Origin of the sequence: Labilibaculum antarcticum, assembly GCF_002356295.1 — a bacterium.
GTDB lineage: Bacteria > Bacteroidota > Bacteroidia > Bacteroidales > Marinifilaceae > Labilibaculum > Labilibaculum antarcticum.
In genome coordinates this window covers 2977823-3003029 of record NZ_AP018042.1, presented here as the reverse complement: position 1 = coordinate 3003029, position 25207 = coordinate 2977823, and the positions used below count along the sequence as shown (strand labels likewise).

Genomic DNA, 25207 nt, shown 5'->3' with positions numbered 1-25207 from the left:
CGGGATTGCTTTAATATGATATTATTTACGAATATTTAAAGCTTTAATTATAGCTCTGTATCTTTCAATATCTTTTGCTTTTAAGTAATCAAGAAAATTTCTTCTCTTACCTACTAGCAATTGCAGTGCACGTTGGGTACTGTAATCTTTTCTGTTTTTCTTTAAATGTTCAGTCAAGTGACTGATACGGTATGAAAACAAAGCTACTTGTGATTCTGCAGTCCCAGTATCTTTGTTAGACTTCCCGTACTCTTTGAAAAGCTCTTGCTTCTTCTCTGCTGATAAATACATAATACTTCTTTTAAAAAATTAAACTTAAAAAACTGATTGCACAATACAATCAGTTCGCAAAATTAAGCAATATTTTCTACAAAGCAAGATATAGTATATAAAAACATCTTCTCAAACTGCTGAAATATTGTGAATTACTATCAAAATAGAGCATTAACTAATTGAGACGATTTATTCTTCCCTGTCCATTGCACCTTTCGGCAATTTTAGGGCACAAAAAAAGAGTCTTACTCCTAGTTGGAATAAGACTCTTTAAAAGTTGGCGTCGACCTACTCTCCCACCAGTCGGCAGTACCATCGGCGCAATCGGGCTTAACTTCTCTGTTCGGAATGGGAAGAGGTGGAACCCCGATGCAATAGACACCTAAAATCATTAATCTATATTGGACCATAGCCCTCAAGATAATATCATAGACATATCGAAAAATTAAAGCAAAAATAACATTGAAAAGATTCAATGATGAACCCCGCACTCAGAAGTATTAGGGTAATTAGTATTGCTCGGCTTTGGTGTCACCACCTTTACACCTGCAACCTATCAACGTCGTAGTCTCCAACGACCCTTAAAGGAAATCTCATCTTGAGGTAGGCTTCGTGCTTAGATGCTTTCAGCACTTATCCCTTCCGAACGTAGCTACTCTGCAATGCAGCTGGCGCCACAACAGATGCACTAGAGGTTCGTCCAACCCGGTCCTCTCGTACTAGAGTCAGATCCTCTCAAATTTCCAACGCCCACAACAGATAGGGACCGAACTGTCTCACGACGTTCTGAACCCAGCTCGCGTGCCACTTTAATGGGCGAACAGCCCAACCCTTGGGACCTTCTCCAGCCCCAGGATGTGACGAGCCGACATCGAGGTGCCAAACCGCTCCGTCGATATGAGCTCTTGGGAGCGATCAGCCTGTTATCCCCGGCGTACCTTTTATCCTTTGAGCGATGGCCCTTCCATACGGAACCACCGGATCACTATGCTCTACTTTCGTACCTGATCGACTTGTCTGTCTCACAGTCAAGCACCCTTGTGCCATTGCACTCTACACACGATTACCAAACGTGTTGAGGGTACCTTTAGAAGCCTCCGTTACTCTTTTGGAGGCGACCACCCCAGTCAAACTACCCACCACACACTGTCCGTCGTTAGACGTTAGACTCCAGATAAGCAAAGGGACGTATTTCAAGGTTGACTCCACAACCCCTAGCGAGGCCGCTTCGTAGTCTCCGTCCTATCCTACACATTACTTACCCAAAATCAATGTGAAGCTGCAGTAAAGGTGCACGGGGTCTTTCCGTCCCGTTGCGGGTAATCGGCATCTTCACCGATACTACAATTTCACCGAGCTCATGGCTGAGACAGTGCCCAGATCGTTACACCATTCGTGCAGGTCGGAACTTACCCGACAAGGAATTTCGCTACCTTAGGACCGTTATAGTTACGGCCGCCGTTTACTGGGGCTTCATTTCAATGCTTCGCCGAAACTAACATCTCCACTTAACCTTCCAGCACCGGGCAGGTGTCAGGCCTTATACTTCAACTTTCGTTTTTGCAAAGCCATGTGTTTTTGATAAACAGTCGCCTGGGCCATTTCACTGCGGCTCTCATCGCTGAGAGCGTCCTTTCTCCCGAAGTTACAGGACTATTTTGCCGAGTTCCTTAGCCATGAATCACTCGAGCGCCTTAGTATACTCTACTTGACTACCTGTGTCGGTTTGAGGTACGAGCAGCACCAACCTGAAGCTTAGAGGTTTTTCTTGGAAGTAAAATTAGGCACACTATCTGCGCTGCCGTAGCATTGCAGTACTATCGACTTTCAGCTCAAGATGCGGATTTGCCTACATCTCTCATCACGTACGGTCTTCAACGAACTATTCCGTCAGTTCGCGGTGCTTTCATCTCTTCGTCACCCCATCGCAGTTGGCGCCGGTACAGGAATATTAACCTGTTGTCCATCGAGTTCGCCCTTCGGCTACCCCTTAGGTCCCGACTAACCCTGATCCGATTAGCGTTGATCAGGAAACCTTAGTCTATTGGCGTGCGGGTTTCTCACCCGCATTATCGTTACTTATGCCTACATTTGCTTTTCTAGAAGCTCCACAATGCATTACCACACTGCTTCTGCGCCGCTAGAATGCTCCCCTACCAGTTAGAATAAATTCTAAATCCATAGCTTCGGTAGTATGTTTTATGCCCGATTATCATCCATGCAAGATCGCTCGACTAGTGAGCTGTTACGCACTCTTTAAATGAATGGCTGCTTCCAAGCCAACATCCTAGCTGTCAATGCAATCTCACCTCGTTAGTTCAACTTAACATACATTTGGGGACCTTAGCTGATGGTCTGGGTTCTTTCCCTCTCGTCCATGGACCTTAGCACCCATGGGCTCACTGCCAGATATAAGTTATAGCATTCGGAGTTTGTCTGGATTTGATAGGCGGTGAAGCCCTCGCATCCAATCAGTAGCTCTACCTCTATAACTCTCGACTCTGACGCTGCACCTAAATGCATTTCGGGGAGTACGAGCTATTTCTCAGTTTGATTGGCCTTTCACCCCTACCCACAGTTCATCCCAAGACTTTTCAACGTCAACGGGTTGGGCCCTCCACTCTGGATTAACAGAGCTTCAGCCTGACCATGGGTAGATCACCAAGTTTCGCGTCTACCCCCACTAACTTTACGCCCTATTCAGACTCGCTTTCGCTTCGACTACGCACCTGAAGTGCTTAATCTCGCTAGTGAGGAGTAACTCGTAGGCTCATTATGCAAAAGGCACGCCGTCACTACACAAGGTAGCTCCGACCGCTTGTAAGCGTATGGTTTCAGGTACTATTTCACTCCTCTATTCGAGGTGCTTTTCACCTTTCCCTCACGGTACTTGTTCACTATCGGTCTCTCAGGAGTATTTAGCCTTACCGGATGGTCCCGGCAGATTCACACAGAATTTCTCGTGTTCCGCGCTACTCAGGATACTGCTAGATTCATTTTGCTTTCGTGTACGGGATTATCACCCTCTGTGATTTGTCTTTCCAAACAATTCCACTTCACGCCACTTCTCATATCGCAGTCCTACAACCCCTACATTGCCGAAACAATATAGGTTTGGGCTGATCCCCGTTCGATCGCCACTACTAGGGGAATCACTTTTGTTTTCTTCTCCTCCGGGTACTTAGATGTTTCAGTTCTCCGGGTTTGCTTCCCTTGCGGGATATCTATAAATAGATGGGTTGCCCCATTCGGAAATTCACGGGTCAAAGGTTATTTGCACCTCTCCATGACTTATCGCAGCTTATCACGTCCTTCATCGCCTCTGAGAGCCAAGGCATCCGCCATACGCTCTTAATTACTTCTTATTGTGTTAACAAAAATAAATCTCGTTACCGAAATTCATCTATGTCTCTTTACTTGTTACTTCTACTTTAATTTTGTTTCAATATGTCAAAGAACTTTAAATACACCATAGTATTTGTGTGGAGAATATCGGAGTCGAACCGATGACCTCCTGCGTGCAAGGCAGGCGCTCTAGCCAACTGAGCTAATCCCCCATATCGTTTCACTTCAATTAATAATGAATAATTAACAATTAATAATAAAATATTACCAATTATTAATTTATAATTACCAATTAAATAGTAGTCCTGCGCAGATTTGAACTGCGGACCCCTACATTATCAGTGTAGTGCTCTAACCAACTGAGCTACAGGACTAAATACCTATCAGCTTAGCGGTGAAAACACCCTAACGCTATGGGTTATGGTATAAATAAATTAATGAAAACAGTCAGTTAGGAAATACAGATAAAACCATTATCTGAATTACAATATCTATATACAATACTTCCAATCTCTAGAAAGGAGGTGTTCCAGCCACACCTTCCGGTACGGCTACCTTGTTACGACTTAGCCCCAGTTACCAATTTTACCCTAGGACGCTCCTTGCGGTTACGTACTTCAGGTCCCCTCGGCTTCCATGGCTTGACGGGCGGTGTGTACAAGGCCCGGGAACGTATTCACCGTAGCGTTGCTGATCTACGATTACTAGCGAATCCAACTTCACGGAGTCGAGTTGCAGACTCCGATCCGAACTGAGACCAGCTTTAGAGATTAGCATCCAGTCACCTGGTAGCAGCCCTTTGTACTGGCCATTGTAACACGTGTGTAGCCCTGGACGTAAGGGCCGTGCTGATTTGACGTCATCCCCACCTTCCTCTCACCTTACGGTGGCAGTCTCGCTAGAGTCCTCAGCTTAACCTGTTAGCAACTAACGATAGGGGTTGCGCTCGTTATGGGACTTAACCCGACACCTCACGGCACGAGCTGACGACAACCATGCAGCACCTTGTAAATTGCTCCGAAGAGAAGACCTATTTCTAAGCCGGTCAATCTACATTTAAGTCCAGGTAAGGTTCCTCGCGTATCATCGAATTAAACCACATGTTCCTCCGCTTGTGCGGGCCCCCGTCAATTCCTTTGAGTTTCATTCTTGCGAACGTACTCCCCAGGTGGATTACTTAATGCTTTCGCTCAGTCACGCACGGTGTATTGTGCACAACGAGTAATCATCGTTTACGGCGTGGACTACCAGGGTATCTAATCCTGTTCGCTCCCCACGCTTTCGTCCATCAGCGTCAATGTTAGTTTAGTGAGCTGCCTTCGCAATCGGTGTTCTACGTTATATCTATGCATTTCACCGCTACATAACGTATTCCGCCCACCTCAACTAAATTCAAGACTTTCAGTATCAATGGCAGTTCCAGAGTTGAGCTCTGGGATTTCACCACTGACTTAAAAGCCCGCCTACGGACCCTTTAAACCCAATAAATCCGGATAACGCTTGGATCCTCCGTATTACCGCGGCTGCTGGCACGGAGTTAGCCGATCCTTATTCTTACAGTACCTTCAGTTCACTACACGTAGCAAAGTTTATTCCTGTAAAAAAGCAGTTTACAACCCATAGGGCCGTCATCCTGCACGCGACATGGCTGGTTCAGGCTTGCGCCCATTGACCAATATTCCTCACTGCTGCCTCCCGTAGGAGTCTGGTCCGTGTCTCAGTACCAGTGTGGGGGACTATCCTCTCAGACCCCCTAAGCATCATAGTCTTGGTGAGCCGTTACCTCACCAACAAACTAATGCTACGCATGCCCATCTTTTACCTCCGAAGATTTAATATTTAAACCATGCGATTCAAATATATTATGCGGTATTAATCCAAATTTCTTTGGGCTATTCCCCAGTAAAAGGTAGGTTGCATACGCGTTACTCACCCGTGCGCCGGTCTCTAAGTAGCAAGCTACTTATACCCCTCGACTTGCATGTGTTAGGCCTGTCGCTAGCGTTCATCCTGAGCCAGGATCAAACTCTTCGTTGTAAAAAAACTTTTATTATAATTCTGCTCATGGATGTATTGAAGTTATCGTAATTTTTATTGACAAGGTTTTATTCTTGTATTTACCTAACTTGTTGTTTTCAATATTTTCAAAGAACTTGGGCGATCACTTTCTGCCGAAACATAGGCGATCTGTTCTAAATAATCTTCTTATAAAAGACAGTCGTTACTGTCTCCAAAAGCGAGTGCAAATATAGACAATTAAATTCTACAACTGCAAATCTTTTTTTACTTTTATTTTCAAGCTAATTTCACTCTCAAACCCTTTGTTTCCTAGTGGCTCAGTGAGTTCGTTAACTCTTAAAGCGGGTGCAAAGATAATCGATTTAAATCAACATATCCTAATCCCAAAGCAAAAAAATTTCAAAAAAAATAAACTCCGGTTTTTGTAAGCTAAAAATTACTCTCCAAATCACTTAAACCGTTGCACACCTTCCGTTGAAAGCGGTGCAAAGATAAACGATTATTTTCCCCACTTCCAAATGCTTTTTGTGAGCTAGTTCACAAAATCAGCTTAACGATCTGAAGATCTGACTAAAAAAAATTGAAAAAAAATTAAATTAGCGAATGCTTACCAATGATAGTTAATAATACATCGTTCGCTAAGAATGCGAAATAGTTCCCATTAGGGATAGAAGCGGTATCCTTTTACCGAGGGACGAGGTAAAAGATTTAGCGAAGAGCCCGACCAATTGCCTGCTTTTATAACAGGTAATTGGGAATGGACAGAATAAAATGAAGATTTTTAAGCTTTTTAACTATCCTTCGGAAAAGATTTTACCCAGATATATTATCTTCGTAGCACAAAACTATTTTAACTCATTAATTCTCTCATGGTGACAAATCGCATTGTTATTATTCCTACTTACAACGAAAAAGAAAACATTGAAGCAATTGTAAGAAAGGTTTTTTCGTTAGATACCCCTTTTGATATTCTTGTAATAGAAGATAACTCGCCTGATGGGACTGCTGCTATTGTAAAAAAACTACAAAAGGAGTTTTCGCAACTACATATAATAGAACGTAAGGGCAAACTTGGCTTGGGCACGGCATATATTGCAGGATTTAAATGGGCTTTGGCACACAATTATGAATATGTATTTGAAATGGATGCTGATTTTTCGCATAATCCGGAAGATTTAGTTCACTTATATAAGGCTTGCTCGGAAAAAGGTGGCGATATGGCTATCGGTTCGCGCTATGTTTCTGGTGTAAATGTTGTAAATTGGCCTATGGGTAGAGTTCTGATGTCGTATTTTGCTTCGAAATATGTTCGTTTTGTTACAGGAATGAAAATTCATGATGCTACTGCCGGTTTCAAATGCTATACAAGGAAGGTTTTAGAAACTCTAGATTTGGATAAGATCAGATTTAAGGGATACGCTTTTCAGATTGAAATGAAATTTACTACGTGGAAATATGGTTTCAACATTATTGAAGTACCGATTATTTTTACGGATAGAACCCAAGGAACCTCGAAAATGAGTGGTGGAATTTTTAATGAAGCTGTTTGGGGTGTGATAAAAATGAAGTTGAGAAGCTTTTTCACCAAATACGAACGATAGATTTTCACAATACTATAACTAACCAAATGTCAAGTTTTCTAATTAAAAATGCCTTGATTATTAATGAAGGTAAAAAGTTTGCCGGCAGTGTGCTGGTAAAAGATCAAATAATTGAAGAGATTTTCACTTCGGAACCTGATGTTGTGGATGAGAATTGGACGGTTATTGATGCGGCGGGAAGATTACTGATTCCTGGTGTTATTGATGATCAGGTTCATTTTCGCGATCCGGGAATGCCACAAAAAGGTGATTTGTATACCGAATCGAGAGCTGCCGTTGCTGGTGGAACTACCTCGTTTATGGATATGCCAAATGTGAAACCACAAACTGTAACTCAGGAATTATTGACTGAACGTTACAAATTGGGTGCTGAAAAGTCTTTGGCAAATTACTCCTTTTATATGGGTGCTACGAATACAAATTTGGATGAGATATTAAAAACTGATCCGAAAACGGTTTGTGGTATTAAAATATTTATGGGATCATCGACCGGAAACATGCTGGTGGACGATATTGAAACGCTTTCGCAGATTTTTGAAAAATCGCAGATGTTAATAGCAACCCACTGTGAGGACTCTCCTACTATTGATAAAAATCAGGCCGAATATCAAAAAAAATTCGGTGATGATATTCCAATGGAGTATCATGGTATCATAAGGAGTGCGGAAGCTTGCTACAAATCTTCATCGAAAGCTATTGAACTAGCTAAAAAATTCAATACGCGTTTGCACATTCTGCATTTATCGAGTGCGATGGAGATGGATTTGTTCGATAATTCGATTCCTGCAAAAGATAAAAGAATAACCGCTGAGGTTTGTGTTCATCATTTATGGTTTGATGATCAGGATTACCTGACTAAGAAATCGAGAATTAGATGGAACCCTGCAATTAAAACTAAGAAAGATCAGGATGCGCTTTGGGAAGCTCTTTTGGATGACAGGTTGGACGTTGTTGCAACGGATCATGCACCTCACACTCCTGAAGAAAAAGATGGTAATTACATGCAAGCTGCCGGTGGTGGTCCTTTGGTTCAGCACTCTTTGGTAGCTATGATGGAACAAGCACGTAGAGGAAAAATTAGCATGGAAAAGGTTGTTGAGAAGATGTGCCACACTCCTGCTGAAATTTTTCAGGTTGAGAAACGTGGTTTTATTCGCAAAGGATACTTTGCTGACTTGGTTCTTTTAAAAGAAGATGACTGGACAGCTACCAACGCAAATGCGCTATATAAATGTGGATGGACTCCTTTTGATGGAGAAACATTCCAATATAAAGTAGACAAAACTTTTGTAAATGGACATTTGGCATACGATAATGGCGCATTTAATGAGAGTAATAAAGGGATGAGATTGAGTTTTGAGAGATAAGATACAGTCTAAAGATAAAAGGTGTAAATTTAAAATATGAAACACTATAAGATTATACAAACAGCTCTGATTATTTCAGGGCTGTTTTTGTTTTCCTGTCAGCAAAAAGAAGAATCCGTATCGAAAGAATTTACGGGTGTAAAAATTGCCAATCCCATTATATATGAAGTTTTGGTAAACAATCCGAATCCTGAGGATGATTGGAAAACTGAATGTTTGGCGAATACCAATACCTTCGAATTGGTAAATGACATTGTAAATGCTGCAAGAAATGGGGATTTACCGGCCTTTGATTATTACGACAATCATCAGTTATCAATTCCCGAACTCGAAAAAATCGTATCTGAGAGTGATTTGATTCATAAAACCGGAAACATTCAGTTTGAAGAGGAATGGTATTGGGATTCGGAAAAACTTTCTCTTACCAAGCGAGTTAAAAAAATGATGTTTGGCTACGAACTCTATGATGCAGTAGGGAATATAAGAGGTTACAAGGCTAGTTTTGTGGTAAAATTAGATGCTAATAAAAAATAATCCGTTCTGCTTTTCGCAGATTTTAAACTAAGAACAATTAAATTTTAGTCATTGTGCATTGGCCACAATTAATACATCCAGACAAATTGTTCATTTTCTAAATTTACATCTACTTTTGTATGGAATTTGAGAATACGGAACCTTGCCTAAGAAAAAGGGTCCTAAACTTCTCACATCTACAATCTCATATCTAAAAAAAATGAAAGTATTATTTATAGATTCAACTCACGCGCGATTACCAGAAATGCTTGAAGTAGCGGGTTTTGAATGCACCTATGCTCCAGAAAAAAACAAAGAGGAACTTTTGGCTATTTTTCCTGAATTCGACGGATTTATTATCAGAAGTAAATTTACGCTGAACAAGGAAGAATTGGACCAGGCCACTAATTTAAAATTTATTGGTCGTGTTGGTGCTGGATTGGAAAATATTGATGTAGAATACGCCGAAAGCAAAGGCATAAGGTGCTTTAATGCTCCGGAAGGAAATCGTGATGCAGTTGGCGAACATGCTGTTGGGATGTTGCTTACTCTTTTCAATAATTTGTGCCGATGCAATTGGGAAGTTCGCAATGGAATGTGGCGACGCGAAGAAAATCGAGGCATCGAAATAAAAGGGAAAACCATTGGGATTATTGGCTATGGCAATATGGGAGGTGCTTTTGCCCAACGCCTAAAAGGTTTCGGTTGCAAAGTAATTGCTTACGACAAATATAAATTCGATTACTCGGATGAGTTTTGTGAAGAAAAACAGTTGAAAGACTTGTTTGAGCAATGTGATGTTTTGAGTCTGCATGTGCCACAAACTGAAGAAACGATGTTTATGGTGAATGATGAATTCTTAAAAAAATTCAAAAAACCAATCTACCTTATTAATACGGCCCGCGGAAAAGTTGTCCGCATTGCTGATTTGGTTAAAAATCTGGACTCAGGACAGGTAAAAGGTGCTTGTTTGGATGTATTGGAATTCGAAAAGACTTCTTTTGAAGATCTGCATGCATCGGAACTACCTGCAGAATTCCAATATTTAATTGAATCGGAAAAGGTATTGTTGAGTCCACATGTTGGTGGCTGGACTCACGAATCGAACATTAAACTATCGGAAGTTACGGCTCAGAAAATTATTGATGAGTTTGGGAGATAGACATAAGCAAAAGATAACAAAGCCTCAATTCTTTAAACGAATTGAGGCTTTTGCTCTATAATAGGTATGATCAAATCTAATCAGTGAAACCGGTCTCTTCTTCCCGAATCACATGACTTCTAATTTTCTCAACAAACTGAAACAGCATTTCAATTTTTTCAGGCTCAACAAACCAATTCTGTGTTACAAAAATTCCAAAATGGGAATGGCCTTTCAGCTCTGGAACAAAATCAACACTAATACTATTGATTGCTATGCGCAAACCTTTATCAAACTGAAAAGCTTTTTTAATTAATTCTTGCACTTTACTATTGGTGAATATTTTATCACCACCTACAAAATCAGATTCCTCGAATACAACTTGAGAATCGAAACTATCGGTACCTGTTTTATAAGCTTTGCTTTTTGAGAAAAAATTTAATTTATCGAAAAAGAATCGCTTCCGAACTAACACTTTCGTGGATTTAGGAACAGGAATAGTGAAGAATACTCCACTATAGTTGTCATTCCCATTTACACTTTTGGGGTTGTTATAGCAAACAAAGTAAGTGTTGGCATTTGAATGATTTGGAATGTACAAGCTTCTTTCATGATAAACAATTGGCTGCATTGCACAGGAATCGTAAGCCTGTTCTGCAAACTCAATTGTTCGACCAGATTTCTTAGCAAAATCCTTTAATAGCTGAATACTTGATTTCTCTTCTTCCATATCTGATTTATTTAAAAGCCGTAAGCCATTCCTATTCCAAAATAATGATAAGCCTCATCGGTCAACTCTATTTCTGCTTCCATTATTACAGACCAACCATTGCCAATTGAAACTCTTATACCGATAGGAACCCAAAGCGGGATTGTCGTTTCATCACCAAAATTGATATCCATATCCAAGCCCGTAATTAATTTGGTTCCGGAAGCCAGCGGTACGGTTATATTGGCGGTTCCATCAAAACCAAAATCGTGAAAATGGTGTGCTCCTGCTGATAAAGACAGATTTTTGCTGATTCCAAACTCAACATCACCACCATAATAGTTTTCATCACCGAAAGCACCAATCTTAGCTCCCAAATCTATATTTCTTCCAACACCTACTCCAGCATGGAAAAACATTAAAAATTCATTTGATCCATCGAATGCTAACATCGAAGGTTCAAAGCCAATTGCTGCCTCTCCACTTCTTAATACCCCAGATGTATTAAAAACCTGAGCATTCCCGACTATTGCAACAAACATCAAACTCAATAAAATTATTTTTCTCTTCATTTTAATAAACTTTTTCATTCTCTGTCAAAACACGTCAATCTCTAATTTATTGTGCATTCATTGAGAATTATCAATTTTGAATTAAGATGTATAATCTAAAAGTGAGTAGTACATAATTATAAAAAAATAATTACTTCTCATAAAAAACTCGTTTATCATGATGATAAACGAGTCAATCTTTTCTTTTCAACAGATAAATTATTTAACCCTTACAGGGTTTTCGACCCTCGACAGCTATCAGGGCTGTTAAGTCTTTATCCTTAGTAAATTGCTTTTGCGATATCTCTCACGCAATTGCTTGCCATTAATGTATAGAAATGCAGAGAAGGAACCCCATGTTGGATTAGTTCTTTTCCTTGCTGAATTCCCCATTCGGTTCCCACTTGTTTTACCTCATCGTTGGTTTTGCATTTGCGAACCTCGGCAGCTAAGGCTTCAGGAATATCGGTTTTAAAAATCTGCGGAAGCACCGTTAATTGGCTTAAAGCAGATATAGGCTTAATTCCAGGAACAATTGGTACAGTAATGCCCGCAGCTCTTGCTTTCTTCACAAAATCGAAGAATTTCTGATTATCGAAAAACATTTGGGTAACGATATATTCTGCTCCGGCATCCACTTTCTTTTTCAACCAATAAATATCAGAATCCAAATTAGGCGCTTCCTCATGTTTTTCGGGATATCCGGCAGTACCGTAAGAAAAAGGAGTTGCAAAAGGCTCTACATGAGTTCCATCTAAAAAATTACCTTTATTAATTTCATCTACTTGCTTGATTAAATCAACCGCATATTTGTGCTCTCCTTCACTGGAAATAAATTCGTGACGAGAAGATGAGTCTCCACGAAGCAATAACAAATCATAAATACCCAGAAAATTTAGATCTAAAAGAGCATTTTCAGTTTCCTCGGGTAAAAAACCACTGCAAATTATGTGTGGAACAACAGTTATTTTGTATTCATTTTTAATTGCAGCAGCAACCGCTACTGTCCCCGGACGCTTTCGCGTAAGTTTCTTCTCAATAATTCCGCTTGCTGATTCGGAAAACACCATTTCATCGCGATGCGCAGTGATATTGATGTACTTCGGATCGAATTCCTTCAGCTTATCGATGGTATTAAAAACTTTATTTATGCTGTTTCCCCGCAAAGGTGGCAACAATTCAAAAGAGAAATGTGTGGTTTTATTCTCAATTGCTTGATTTAATAATTCAATTACTTTCATTGGTTAATTTTAGATATTAGTAATTCGTATCCAGTTTATAATACAATCAACCTTTCACTAATTACTCGTTACTGTGTATTATAATATAGCTGTTAATAGCTTCTTAGCCTTCTCTTCGGATATTCCTTTTCGGGATGCATAGTCCTTCAATTGGTCTTCCTTTATTTTATCAACAGTGAAATACATTGCCTCGGGATGCGCGAAAATCAATCCGCTTACCGAAGCTGCCGGATACATGGCAAAACTTTCGGTTAATGTTGCTCCTATGTTCTTTTCTACATCCATAAAATCCCAAAGCACTTGTTTTTCGGAATGCTCAGGCAATGATGGATATCCAAAAGCAGGACGAATACCCTGATAATGTTCGCGAAGCATTTCCTCAATGTTCAAATCCTCATCGGTATCATATCCCCAATCTTGTTTACGGATTTTTTCGTGTAACAATTCGGTAAAAGCCTCAGCCAATCTATCCGCCAAAATCTTAATCATGATGCTGTTGTAATCATCATGATCTTCGGCAAATTTCTGTAAGATATCTTCAATTCCCAAACCTGCAGTCACAACAAAAGCTCCTACATAATCAATTTTTCCCGATTCAATGGGAGCAATAAAATCGCTCAAACACAAACTACTCAGTCCTTTTTTGAACTTCTCTTGCTGACGAACAGCACAGAATCTGGTAATTTCTTCCGATCTATCCTCATCGGTATACAATACAATATCATCGCCTACGCTATTGGCAGGAAACAAACCATAAACCGCACTCGCTTCAATCAATCCTTCACGTTCAATTACATCCAACATGTAATTGGCATCATCGAATAGTAGTTTAGCTTCCTCCTTCAAATCCTCATCTTCCATAATTTCAGGATACATGCATTTCATCTCCCAGGCTACAAAAAAGAAGGTCCAATCGATGTATTTGCGTATCTCCCCAATCGAAAAATTAGTCAATACCTGCGTGCCAATTTTGTTCGGCTTACAAATAGGAGCCGTTTCCCAATCTATTTGTTCTCTATTATTTCGTGCCTCCTCTAAAGTGTAGTACTCAACGGGCTTTTTATTCTCATGCTCTTCACGCACAATTTCATATCTATCACGAGTTTTTTCCAGCAAACCTTCCCTCTTGTTTTTATCGCACAATTGCTTAAAGATCCCAACAGATTTGGAAGCATCAACAACATGAACCACACCATTCTCGTAGTTTGGTTCAATTTTTACCGCTGTGTGCAATTCCGAAGTCGTTGCTCCACCTACTACCAAAGGAATATTGAAGCCTTGACGCTTCATTTCTTCGGCGACAAAACACATTTCCTCCAATGAAGGGGTAATCAGGCCACTTAAACCAATGGCATCAACATTTTCTTTGATGGCAACTTCCAAGATCTTTGCACTTGGAACCATAACGCCCAAATCAATCACCTCAAAATTGTTACATCCCAAAACGACTCCAACAATATTTTTTCCAATATCGTGAACATCACCTTTAACGGTAGCCATCAATATTTTCCCGGAATTTTTTGCATCGGTGAGGCTATTTTTCTCATCCTCGATAAAAGGTTGAAGATAAGCAACAGCTTTTTTCATTACCCTGGCTGATTTTACGACCTGAGGCAAGAACATTTTCCCATCTCCAAAAAGATCACCAACAATGTTCATCCCATCCATCAAAGGTTGTTCAATCACATCCAAGGCACGAGGCAATAATTGTCTGGCTTCTTCGGCATCTTGTTCTATGTAATCGGTTATTCCTTTCACCAAAGAATAAGAAAGTCGTTCGAAACAAGGTTTTTCTCTCCAGGCATCGATCTTCACCTGAACTTTCCCTTCCGATTTTAATCCTTCGGCAAATTCGATAAGTCTTTCAGTAGCCTCAGGGTTTCGATTAAAAACCACATCTTCCACTTTTTGCAAAAGCTCAGGTTCAATTTCATCGTAAATCTGCAACATTCCAGGATTCACAATTCCCATATCCAAACCTTCTTTTATGGCGTAATACAAGAAAACCGAATGCATGGCTTCCCGAACCGTATTGTTTCCACGGAAAGAGAATGACAGATTACTGATTCCACCACTGATTTTAGCATGTGGTAAGTTGGCTTTGATCCACTTTACCGTTTTCATATAATCGACCGCGTAATTGTTATGCTCTTCGATACCTGTCGCAATTGCCAGAACATTAGGATCAAAAATGATATCCTCAGCAGGAAAACCAACTGTTTCGGTTAATATTTTATACGCTCTCGCGCAGATTTCAATTCTTCGTTCGTAAGTATCTGCCTGACCTTTTTCATCAAAAGCCATGATAACTGCGGCAGCACCGTATCTTTTTATTTTTGTCGCATGATCGATAAATTCCTCTTCTCCTTCTTTCATAGAAATTGAATTGACCACACATTTTCCTTGTACGCATTTCAATCCTGTTTCCAACACCGACCATTTCGAGGAGTCGATCATGATAGGAACACGAGAAATTTCTGGTTCAGTCACCAATAACTTCAAGAAAATTTCCATTTCCTTTTCGGCATCCAACATGGCATCATCCATGTTCACATCAATAATTTGCGCGCCATTTTCAACTTGATTGCGAGCTATGGAAAGTGCTTCTTCGTATTTTTTCTCACGAATTAAACGTGCAAATTTTATAGAACCCGACACATTGGTGCGCTCTCCTACATTCACAAAATTGGCCAGCGAATTAATTCGAAGCAATTCCAATCCACTCAAGCGAGTTTCCTTTTCAACAATAGGAATTGCACGAGGAATTGCATTTTTCACCGCATCGGCTAAAATTTTGATATGTTCTGGTCTGGTTCCACAGCAACCTCCCACAATATTTATTTTTCTGCCTTCGAGCAATTCTTTCAAATCACTCAACATGGTTTCAGGAGTTTCGTCGTACTCTCCTAGCTCATTAGGTAAACCCGCATTTGGGTAAACACTCACATAAACAGGCAGTAAAGTATCTAATTGCTGAATATATGGCACTAAATCTTTAGCTCCAAAAGCACAATTCAATCCAATACTCAACAAGCGATCACATTTCATCGAAGTCACAAATGCTTCCAGTGTTTGTCCGGAAAGCGTACGACCACTATTATCAGTAATGGTTCCTGAAATCATGATTGGCGTATCCAATCCTCTTTCTGTCAGCAATAAATCGGCGGCAAAAACAGCAGCCTTTGCATTTAAGGTATCAAAAATAGTTTCTATCAGTAGCGCATCTACTCCACCATCCAGCAATCCATTTATTTGTTCAGAATAAATTCGCACCAAATCGTCGAAGCTTACTTCTCTATAACCAGGATCTTCGACCTTTGGCGACATAGAAGTCGTTTTGTTGGTTGGACCAATCGCTCCTGCCACCCAACGCGACGTATCCGGATCAATTGCATTCATTTCCTCAATTGCAGCGCGGGCATTTTTCACGGCTTCAAAATTCAGCTCATAAGCCAGTTCTTCCAATTTGTAATCAGCAAGTGATATTGCATTGGAATTAAAGGTATTGGTCTCAATAATATTGGCTCCAGCCTCTAAAAACTTCCGATGAATCCCTTTAATAATTTCAGGTTGAGTTAAAGTCAGTAGGTCATTATGTCCTTTCTGATCATTTGAAAAATCGGAGAAACGCGCTCCACGAAAATCTGCTTCAGTCAACTTGTGTGCCTGAATCATTGTTCCCATAGCACCGTCTAAAACAAGAATTTGCTTCTGTAATGCTTCTTTAATAGATGTAAATTTATGTTCCATATTAATTTGCGACTGTTAGATATATTGCGGTATTACTGTTCTTTTGTTCAATCAAAAAATGATGTTTATTCTGTATTTCTTCGATTGTGCCCGGTGTATAATGTCGAACTGTTATCAATTCCAAATCATCACTCAACTCAAGCTCATACTTTTCCTCTAATTCTGTAACCAGATCCTGCATATTTCTAGCTGAGCTATTGACACAAAAAGCAAAGCTAAGTGCAGTGTTCTGAGTAAAATTAAGCTTTATTCTAAATTTTGTAAGCAGGGAACAGATAAAAACCAAATCTTTTTCCCTAATCGTTGAAATCACTCCTCGCCTAAGTAGGCTAAGAAAATATCTTTTCCTTCAATTTGCTTACGGATTTTTATCAGTTCAGAAAGATTCAATGTTCCTATTACATAGTTAAAATCTTTAGCTATTAAAGATTCCGAAATCTCTTTAAAATTGAATAAAGCCAAATCGTTTTTATCTGTGTATCTCAAATAAATCTCAACATCCATATCATTGGTATATTCTAATCCACCGTAATATTTCAGTTTTTTATATTCGTATTTGTAGTCGTAAGCCAAGGCTGTAATATCCGATAAGACTGCCGATCCTGTTGGATGAGAACCTGCTCCTTTTCCATACATGAATTGATTATCGTAGAAATTCCCTTGGATTAAAACTCCATTGTAATGACTCTCTACAGTATATGCATGCTCTTGTGGTTTCACAAATTTAGGAGCTACAAATAAATTCACATGATTGCCATTTACCTTGGTCACTTTTCCCAGCAATCGAATTTTATATCCTTTTTGCGATGCCAATTCAATATCTTTTGGCGAGAGATTCGCTATTCCAGCATTAAAAACCTCATCGGGATGTACAAACAAACCAAATCCGTGCACGGTAAGTATGATCAGTTTGTATAAAGTATCGAATCCTCCCACATCCGAAGTCGGATCACTTTCGGCAAAACCTAAATCCTGAGCTTCTTTTAAAGCCAGATTGTAATCCAAATTCTCATTAAAAATCTTTGTCAGGATATAATTTGATGATCCGTTTAAGACTCCACTCACCGATTGCAACAAATCATTGTCGTAGTACTCCTCCAAATTTCTGATAATCGGAATACTTCCGCATGCCGAAGCTTCGTACAAAAATGAAACTTTATATTTCCATTGCAGTTGAATCAGCTCCTCGATATGGTAAGCCAACATTTTTTTATTGGCCGAAACTACGTGCTTTCCATTTTGCATGGCTGTTTTCACAATTTGATAAGCCGCATCTGCATCATCAATTAATTCCACAACTACATTAATTTCCGGATCGTTTAGAATATCATCAGGATTCACAGTAATGAGATCTGGATCTATATCTCTAATTTTCCCAGCATCTTTCACACACACTCTCACAATAGATGCATCTAAACCTTTGCTGTTTTTAAGAACATGAGCCAATCCGGAACCGACAACACCGAAGCCGAAAACACCTATTTTTAATTTTTTACTCATCAGTTTTGCTATCGCTTAAGAATGTTTTTAATACTTGGGTTAATTGTTCTTGCTCCAAAAGGAAACCATCATGACCGTATATTGAATTTATTTCCAGGAATTCTGCATTTGGAATATTATTAGCAAGAAATCGTTGCTCCTGAATTGGAAAAATCTGATCGGAATTTACGCCAATGACCAATGTCCTTGATGTAATTTCATTCAAAGCTGCAACCAAACCATTTCTTCCTCTTCCAATATCGTGGCTATCCATTATTTTTGAAAGATGCCAATATGCATAGGCATTAAATCTTCGAGCCAATTTCTCTCCCTGATATCTTTGGTAAGAACTTGCCCGATAATTATCAGTTTTGCCTTCTTCATTTTCCTGTTGAGAGTGATCGTAAGTTGAATAAGTTCTATAACTAAGCAGAGCAATCGATCTTGCCACTCTCATGCCATTCAAACCAGCCTCATCATTCGACTCTCTCCAAGTAGGATCCACTTCAATTGCCATTCGTTGCGATTCGTTGAAAGCAATTCCCCATGGAGAATGTTTCGCATTGGAAGCCAATATCGCCAAATTGTCTAGTTTCCCATTCAACTGATAAGCCCACTCCATGGCCTGCATGCCGCCAAGTGAACTGCCAATCATCATATGAATACGTTCTATTTTCAAATGCTTTCTCAAAATTTCATGAGCACCAACTAAATCACGAACCGTTAGTTGGGGAAAATCATGATAGTAAGCCTGTCCGTTGTCCGGATTTTTTGAGAGAGGTCCGGTTGAACCGTAGCAAGAAGCAAGAGTATTGTCGCAAACTATGAAATAATCTTTCGGATTGAACAAATCATTTTCGCCAAACAATCCTTCCCACCAATCGAAAACATCCGAATTAGCAGTAAGAGCATGACAAACCCAAATCACATTATTCCTTTTAGGGTCGTATTCCCCATAGGTGTGATAGGTAAGCTCCAACTCTTTCAGACTCTCACCTGATTCAAGTTTTAGACCTTCTTTATGGATGTAACATTCTGAATTCACTGTTTATTGATTTTGTTTTGGTTGTTGTTTTGAGCTTTGAAAAGAATTCCACCCAAGAAATTCTTGAGCGAAACATTGAGTTCCCAGCCGGAGATTCGACTAAAAAATTTCCGACTGGGATTAACTATCAAACATTGTCTAATTTATCTTTCTTGTTTGATGCCGATCTATCTTTTACAAGATCAGAAACGATCGGTATAAAAACTAATTGATTGTTTCTACGTTAATTGCTTTCTCAACAGATTGCTTAATGTCAGCTTTGATATCTTCTATGTGCTCGATACCTACCGAAATTCGAAGCAAACCTGGCTCAACACCCGAAGCTTTTTGCTCTTCCAAACTCAATTGCTCGTGAGTGGTTGAACTTGGGTGAATAATTAAAGATTTTGCATCTCCCAAATTGGCCACATGTGAAAGTAGTTCCACACCATCAACCAATTTATCAGCAACTTCTTTTCCACCTTTAACTTTAAAGGTTAAAACTGAACCAGCACCTTTCTTGAAGTATTTTTGAGCTTTTTCGTAGTAAGGACTTGATGGCAAACCAGGATAATTAACCTTCTCTACCCAATCCTGTTCCTCTAACCATTTGGCCAAAGCAACTGTATTTTCAACATGACGATCCAAACGAAGTGAAAGTGTTTCTAATCCCTGTAGTAAAAGAAAAGAATTGAACGGACTCTGGCTACAGCCGTAATCTCTTAAACCTTCGACTCTGGCACGAATTGCAAACGCAATGTTACCAAATGGTCCATCAGCACCAAAAACATCCCAAAATACCAATCCATGATATCCTTCTGAAGGTTCCGTAAACTGAGGGAATTTTCCATTTCCCCAATTAAAGTTTCCACCATCAACAATTACTCCACCTACAGCAGTACCGTGACCACAAATCCATTTGGTTGCCGATTCAACAACAATATTGGCTCCATGCTCCAACGGACGGAATAAATATCCACCTGCCCCAAGTGTGTTATCCACGATAAGTGGAATATCATATTTTTTAGCTATTGCCGATACCTTTTCAAAATCTGGAATTGAGAATTTAGGATTTGGCAAGGACTCAACATAAATTGCTTTGGTTTTTTCATCGATCAAAGGAATAATGGTATCCGGCTCATCGATATCAACAAAGCGACACTCTATACCTAGTTTTTTAAACTGAACCTTGAACTGATTGTATGTTCCTCCGTAAATTTGAGAAGCACTAACGAAATTATCGCCAACCTCTAAAATATTTGTTAATGCAAGAAACTGTGCAGCCTGACCAGATGCTGTTGCAACTGCGGCAACTCCACCTTCCAAAGCAGCTATTCTTTTCTCGAAAACATCATTGGTTGGATTCCCTAAACGAGTATAAATATTCCCAAATTCTTTTAATCCAAACAAATTTGCTGCGTGTTCGGAATTGTTAAAGGTATATGCTGTGGTTTGGTACAATGGAACTGCTCTTGAGTTTGTTGTTGCATCAACTACCTGACCAGCGTGTATCTGTAATGTTTCGTATCTTAAATTATTTGACATGGCGATTCTATTTTAAAATGGTTAATTCCTTGCGGGATACTTGCCGAAATCGGCCTTAGATCCCAATAAAAAAAATGATTAATAGTTAGAAACCCTTGAGTTTCCGGATGTCGCAAATGCGTAAATTCATACAGTGCAAACAATCTGATCTAAAGTGTGGTTTCAGATTAAGTTGTACCTAATTCATGTTTCTGTACTTACAGAATCAATAATAAAATGAAATTTCGAATTTGAATTCCCGGCTTCGGTGTTATTTTATACGCACCAGTATCTAAAAAAAGGGAAAGATTTTAGAAAGAATGCGTTAAATCATACGCATCATTCGCTGCATTCGCATCATCAATGTAATTGATGGTTGCAACGTGAAGTTTTGCTCCTGATGAGCTTGCTGATTGTAATTAATTTGAGTCTTCTTCATAATCTGTTAATTTATATTCACCAAAAACTTGGTCAGGATTTGACACCTTTCAGCTATGGAAGCCGCGGTTGTCAGAAGGTCAACGAGCCTGTTCTCTTACTTCTTCTGTATAAATTATAGATATTCTCCTGAGAGATTTACCTTATATAACAGTGACAAAGATAGGGAAGTTTTTGAATTGACCAAACATTCCCGACCTATAAGTCTTTTATTATTTTTCGTTTTTCTTACAACAACACAAATTGGGCTGTATCTCTACTCCTCTGCTCCAGTAGTATTTGTCGGCCATTGGTCATTCTTTCAACAGCTTCTGAATTGTGATGACGAATGGTAATTAATTCTACATTCTCATTGTATTTCACTTCAAAATTGATGGAGATTTCTGCTATTAAATTCTTTAATCTTCGATCTGAGTTATCCACACATACCGAAAAACTAATTGCAGAATTCTGAATTAAATTCACCTTCGTCCTGTGTTTAGCAAAAATAGAAAAGAGGGCACTCAAATTTTCTTCCAGTATGAAAGAGAAATCACATGGTCGTATCGAAATTAATACCTGATCCTGTTTCCGAATGTAAACAGGAATTAATTGATCCTGCTTTTTATAAGCCATACTAATTAACGTTCCGGATTCATTAATATCCAGAAAAGAACGTACCTGTAACGGAATTTTCTTCTTTCTAATTGGCTGTATAGTTTTCGGATGAATTACTTTTGCTCCGTAAAATGCAAGTTCGATAGCTTCCTGATAAGAAATCCGCTCCAACTTCTGAGCATCGGATAACCATTTTGGATCCGCATTCATAATTCCGGGAACATCTTTCCAGATGGCCAGCTTATCCACATCCAGAATATAAGATAAGATTGCAGCTGTGTAATCGGAACCTTCTCTTCCTAATGTTGTTGTCTGATTTGTAGTTGTACCCCCTAAGAAACCTTGAGTAATGTAAACGAAGGTATTCGTGAACCCAAAAGTTTGCGGCACCAATTTCTGCGAAAGCTCCCAATCAATTCGTCCTTCTTTATAGGTATCATCGGTTTTTAAACAAGTTCGGATATCGACCCACTTATTTGGCGTTCCGCTCAAACGTAGATATTCAGAAACAATTGTAGTGGAAATAAGTTCTCCAAAACACACAATTTGATCGTAATCGAACTCATAAATTAAAGAGGGTGATTTTTGCAGATAAGCACGCAACTGCTCGAAAAAAGATTCTACTTTCAAAAATACGCGATCATCTTTTTTGGGAAACAATTCATTTATAATATTGGTATGATATTTTTGTAAGGATAGTACTTTAGAATCAATACCTTCCTGTTTACTCACAAAAGCATCAACGATTTCTTCCAAAGCATTGGTTGTTTTACCCATTGCCGACAATACAATAACCATTTCCTCTCTGTAGTACTGTACAATTTTCACGAAATTCCGTACTCCATCAGCACTATTTACCGATGCTCCACCAAATTTAAATATGTTCATCAAAAAACTATTAAATAGTTGTTACTAAAAAGTTATTTCAAACTCCATTTCAAAATAAAAATTGAAGTTACAAAATATTGTTTTAGCATTCTCTCCCTCTCAATAATTATAGATCGTTCTGTAATTTATTTCACACTTTTCAAGCGAAAAAAGAATAAAAACGCAATTGAAAAGCAAAAAACTATTTAATAACATTAAAAACAATACCTGACATTTCATACTCCACCACCTATTATTTCTAGGCTTACACCCCTTAAAATAAGTTGTCGTAAACGTTTGAAATAAGTGCTGTGGCGTTTCACAAAAAAGCATAACTTTATGGCACCAAATGAATGTAAACCAAAAAGCCTTAAAAAAATGACTGAACACAACAATGTTCAAACTCTAAATCAATTCATCATCCAAAGACAATCCGATCATCCTGGAGCAAAGGGAGAATTATCCCGTTTACTTCATCATGTTGGAATTGCATCTAAAATTGTAAACCGTGCCGTGAACAAAGCGGGATTGGTTGATATTTTAGGTGAACACGGAGATAGGAATGTACAAGGAGAAGATCAGCAGAAACTGGATGTTTTTGCAGATACCCACTTTATCGATGCTTTAAAAGCCTGTGGCGAATGCTGTGCGGTTGCATCGGAAGAAAATGAAGACATCATTATTTTTGATGATGAATTGAGTAAGCATGGAAAATATGTTTTTGCAATGGATCCATTGGATGGCTCATCGAACATTGATGTAAATGTTTCCATCGGGACAATTTTCTCTATTTACGAACGCATTTCTCCACGGGGAGAAATAGCTAAAATTGAGGATTTCCTTCAGGATGGGACCAAACAGGTTGCTGCTGGATATATTATTTACGGTTCGTCAACCATGTTGGTATACACCACCGGAAAAGGAGTAAATGGATTTACTCTGGATCCTTCGATCGGAGAATTCTGTTTGTCGCATCCGAACATTAAAACACCAAAAACCGGAAGCATTTATTCAATCAATGAAGGAAATTACATCAATTTCCCAAGCGGTGTTAAAAAGTACATTAAGTATTGTCAGGAATTTGATAAAAAATCGAATCGTCCTTACACTTCTCGTTACATTGGATCGCTTGTTGCCGATTTTCACAGGAATTTACTAAACGGTGGAATTTTTATTTATCCGCAAACCAGAAAAAACCCCAATGGAAAACTTCGTTTGATGTACGAATGCAATCCAATTGCTTTTATTGCTGAACAGGCAGGAGGTAAAGCAACCGATGGCAATCAACGTATTTTAACCATTCAACCAACATCACTTCACGAACGTGTTCCTTTCTATACCGGATCGACAAACATGGTGAAGAAAACTGAAGAGTTTTTGCACTTTTTCAACAACATCTGAAACAGGTTTTTCAGACGAAAGATTTAACCTCTACCAAAGTAAAGCCACTTCCAAGGAAGTGGCTTTATTTATGTAAGGATTTTTATAAATCTATATAATTGCTGCTTAGATAATTCAATTATTAGAATCATTATCACATTCTTTCATAAAATAATGACTTTCGATAATTCTTACTAGTACTTAAAATTTTATCAAGGAAGCTTTTCTGCGTATTTACATTTTGCATATCAGCTTGAATAGCTTTGTACAAATTATCCATTTTTTCTCTGATGTTCATGTTAGGATTTTTGATTTCATCTAAATGTTTATTAGCTAATTCAAAAGAGTTAAAAACGCTATCCATCATTTGAATTAGATACTTATCTCCCTTTTCGGGGGAAAATTGATTATTCCTAAAATCTATAAACCTATTTAATTGGAAAATGCCCTGATTATATGCCTTATAAGCTGAATTGTATTTATTAATCATACTATCTTCAATAAATAAATCTATCGATTCCGCCAAATCTTTACTATAAATATAAATTAGATAATTATCGATACCATATTTATCAATCCTACGCCTAGCCCCGATAAGTCGATCAATATCAGATTTATTCTTAAAAACCCCAATACTATCCTGATAATTAAAAAACAATTGGTTTATTTTTCTTTTTTTTAACCCTTTTATAAACTCCTTATTTGTTATCGGATAATCCAACAATTGCCATATTGGGTCAAAAGGCATGTGTGTTTTTATAGCCTTTTCAGCTGTCATGTGAAAATAGTCATAGTTGAGTTTTTTCTTGAAAGTGCCTTCATTCACTTCTCCCGCTCCCCAAGTAGGATCATACACAAACCACGAAGAATCAATACTCACAACACACCAAGCATGAGGGGCACGACTAACAATTCTATTTTCCTTTGTGTAGCCCTCCACAATATGCGATTCTATACCCATTCTATTTACAATATCATTAAATACAATAGCATAATTCAGACATACTCCTTTTCTCGTTGAGAGTGTTCTTTCGACAATACTATCCATATTAAAGGAGTACATATTTTCCGTATCAAAGCTTATATTTTTAGTTATCCAAGCAAAGGCTGCTTTAACTCTTCCCTCATCTGAACTTAATTTTGTATCGATATAATTGGAAATATCTTGAGAAGAGGTCGTAAGAGAATTTGGTATATTAAAAACATAATTATTAACAGTTGTCCTATCTATTTTATGTTGAGCCTTTAATAAAAACCCTGAACAAAATAAGATTATCAATATAAGTAAGATTTGATTCATTTTTTTTTGTGAAAATTTAGATCTTCTACTAATCATTATGTTTCTACAACTCCATTAAAATATAAATATTTTATGATAAAAAAAACGA

Annotated in this window: 15 protein-coding genes, 2 tRNA genes, 3 rRNA genes and 1 riboswitch; of the genes, 5 read left to right on the top strand and 15 right to left on the bottom strand. The window is 38.6% G+C overall.

Features of this window, described 5'->3' with window-relative positions; all coding sequences use genetic code 11:
• Window positions 1–21: 21 nt before the first annotated feature.
• The 6 genes from rpsO to ALGA_RS11825 form a co-directional block, all read right to left on the bottom strand.
• Window positions 22–291, bottom strand: coding sequence for a 30S ribosomal protein S15 (rpsO, locus tag ALGA_RS11850; protein ID WP_096429496.1), 270 nt, complete (start codon window positions 289–291; stop codon window positions 22–24).
• Between the two features lie 257 nt (window positions 292–548).
• A 5S ribosomal RNA gene (gene rrf, locus ALGA_RS11845) occupies window positions 549–659 on the bottom strand.
• 103 nt (window positions 660–762) lie between these two features.
• Window positions 763–3638 (bottom strand): 23S ribosomal RNA (locus tag ALGA_RS11840).
• A 118-nt stretch (window positions 3639–3756) separates the two neighbouring features.
• Window positions 3757–3830, bottom strand: a tRNA-Ala gene (locus ALGA_RS11835).
• A gap of 88 nt (window positions 3831–3918) precedes the next feature.
• A tRNA-Ile gene (locus ALGA_RS11830) sits at window positions 3919–3992 on the bottom strand.
• A gap of 143 nt (window positions 3993–4135) precedes the next feature.
• Window positions 4136–5655, bottom strand: a 16S ribosomal RNA gene (locus tag ALGA_RS11825).
• Together the 16S, 23S and 5S rRNA genes with 2 tRNA genes alongside form the textbook arrangement of a ribosomal RNA operon.
• Window positions 5656–6506: 851 nt before the next feature.
• On the opposite strand from ALGA_RS11825, the gene ALGA_RS11820 reads away from it, so the two are divergent.
• The 4 genes from ALGA_RS11820 to ALGA_RS11805 all read left to right on the top strand — a co-directional run bounded on the left by ALGA_RS11820 (window position 6507) and on the right by ALGA_RS11805 (window position 10280).
• On the top strand, window positions 6507–7238 hold the full coding sequence (locus tag ALGA_RS11820; RefSeq protein ID WP_096429495.1) for a polyprenol monophosphomannose synthase: 732 nt from the start codon (window positions 6507–6509) through the stop codon (window positions 7236–7238).
• A gap of 26 nt (window positions 7239–7264) precedes the next feature.
• The gene (locus ALGA_RS11815) at window positions 7265–8605 is read left to right on the top strand and encodes a dihydroorotase (protein ID WP_096429494.1); all 1341 of its coding nucleotides are present in this window, start codon (window positions 7265–7267) and stop codon (window positions 8603–8605) included.
• Between the two features lie 36 nt (window positions 8606–8641).
• Window positions 8642–9139, top strand: a complete 498-nt coding sequence (locus ALGA_RS11810) for a hypothetical protein (RefSeq protein ID WP_096429493.1) — start codon at window positions 8642–8644, stop codon at window positions 9137–9139.
• A 199-nt stretch (window positions 9140–9338) separates the two neighbouring features.
• A complete protein-coding gene (locus ALGA_RS11805; RefSeq protein ID WP_096429492.1) occupies window positions 9339–10280 on the top strand; it encodes a 2-hydroxyacid dehydrogenase in 942 nt (313 codons plus the stop codon).
• 76 nt (window positions 10281–10356) lie between these two features.
• Here ALGA_RS11805 and ALGA_RS11800 read toward each other — a convergent pair whose 3' ends face one another.
• From ALGA_RS11800 to ALGA_RS11755, 8 genes are all read right to left on the bottom strand, one after another.
• Window positions 10357–10989, bottom strand: a complete 633-nt coding sequence (locus ALGA_RS11800) for a hypothetical protein (RefSeq protein ID WP_096429491.1) — start codon at window positions 10987–10989, stop codon at window positions 10357–10359.
• An 11-nt stretch (window positions 10990–11000) separates the two neighbouring features.
• Complete coding sequence (locus ALGA_RS11795) at window positions 11001–11540, bottom strand: hypothetical protein (RefSeq protein ID WP_145957619.1); 540 nt, start codon at window positions 11538–11540, stop codon at window positions 11001–11003.
• 260 nt (window positions 11541–11800) lie between these two features.
• Window positions 11801–12760: a methylenetetrahydrofolate reductase [NAD(P)H] gene (metF, locus tag ALGA_RS11790; RefSeq protein WP_096429489.1), complete on the bottom strand. Its 960-nt coding sequence runs from the start codon at window positions 12758–12760 to the stop codon at window positions 11801–11803.
• 78 nt (window positions 12761–12838) lie between these two features.
• On the bottom strand, window positions 12839–16510 hold the full coding sequence (gene metH / locus ALGA_RS11785; protein WP_096429488.1) for a methionine synthase: 3672 nt from the start codon (window positions 16508–16510) through the stop codon (window positions 12839–12841).
• Window positions 16511–16819: 309 nt separating this feature from the next.
• Window positions 16820–18010 (bottom strand): homoserine dehydrogenase, encoded by a 1191-nt coding sequence (locus ALGA_RS11775; RefSeq protein ID WP_096429486.1) that lies wholly within the window; start codon window positions 18008–18010, stop codon window positions 16820–16822.
• A complete protein-coding gene (locus ALGA_RS11770; RefSeq protein WP_096429485.1) occupies window positions 18003–19034 on the bottom strand; it encodes a homoserine O-acetyltransferase family protein in 1032 nt (343 codons plus the stop codon). Before ALGA_RS11770 ends, ALGA_RS11775 begins: the two co-directional genes overlap by 8 nt.
• Window positions 19035–19238: 204 nt before the next feature.
• A complete protein-coding gene (locus ALGA_RS11760; protein WP_096429483.1) occupies window positions 19239–20558 on the bottom strand; it encodes an O-acetylhomoserine aminocarboxypropyltransferase/cysteine synthase family protein in 1320 nt (439 codons plus the stop codon).
• Between the two features lie 426 nt (window positions 20559–20984).
• Window positions 20985–21092, bottom strand: a riboswitch (SAM riboswitch).
• Window positions 21093–21203: 111 nt separating this feature from the next.
• The gene (locus tag ALGA_RS11755; RefSeq protein ID WP_096429482.1) at window positions 21204–22460 is read right to left on the bottom strand and encodes an aspartate kinase; all 1257 of its coding nucleotides are present in this window, start codon (window positions 22458–22460) and stop codon (window positions 21204–21206) included.
• A gap of 357 nt (window positions 22461–22817) precedes the next feature.
• Here ALGA_RS11755 and fbp point away from each other — a divergent pair, with 357 nt between their 5' ends.
• Window positions 22818–23840 carry a class 1 fructose-bisphosphatase gene (gene fbp / locus ALGA_RS11750; RefSeq protein WP_096433605.1) on the top strand — a complete coding sequence of 341 codons (1023 nt, stop codon included), beginning with the start codon at window positions 22818–22820 and terminating at the stop codon, window positions 23838–23840.
• 133 nt (window positions 23841–23973) lie between these two features.
• Here fbp and ALGA_RS11745 read toward each other — a convergent pair whose 3' ends face one another.
• Window positions 23974–25119 carry a transglutaminase domain-containing protein gene (locus ALGA_RS11745; protein ID WP_162845435.1) on the bottom strand — a complete coding sequence of 382 codons (1146 nt, stop codon included), beginning with the start codon at window positions 25117–25119 and terminating at the stop codon, window positions 23974–23976.
• Between the last annotated feature and the right edge of the window lie 88 nt (window positions 25120–25207).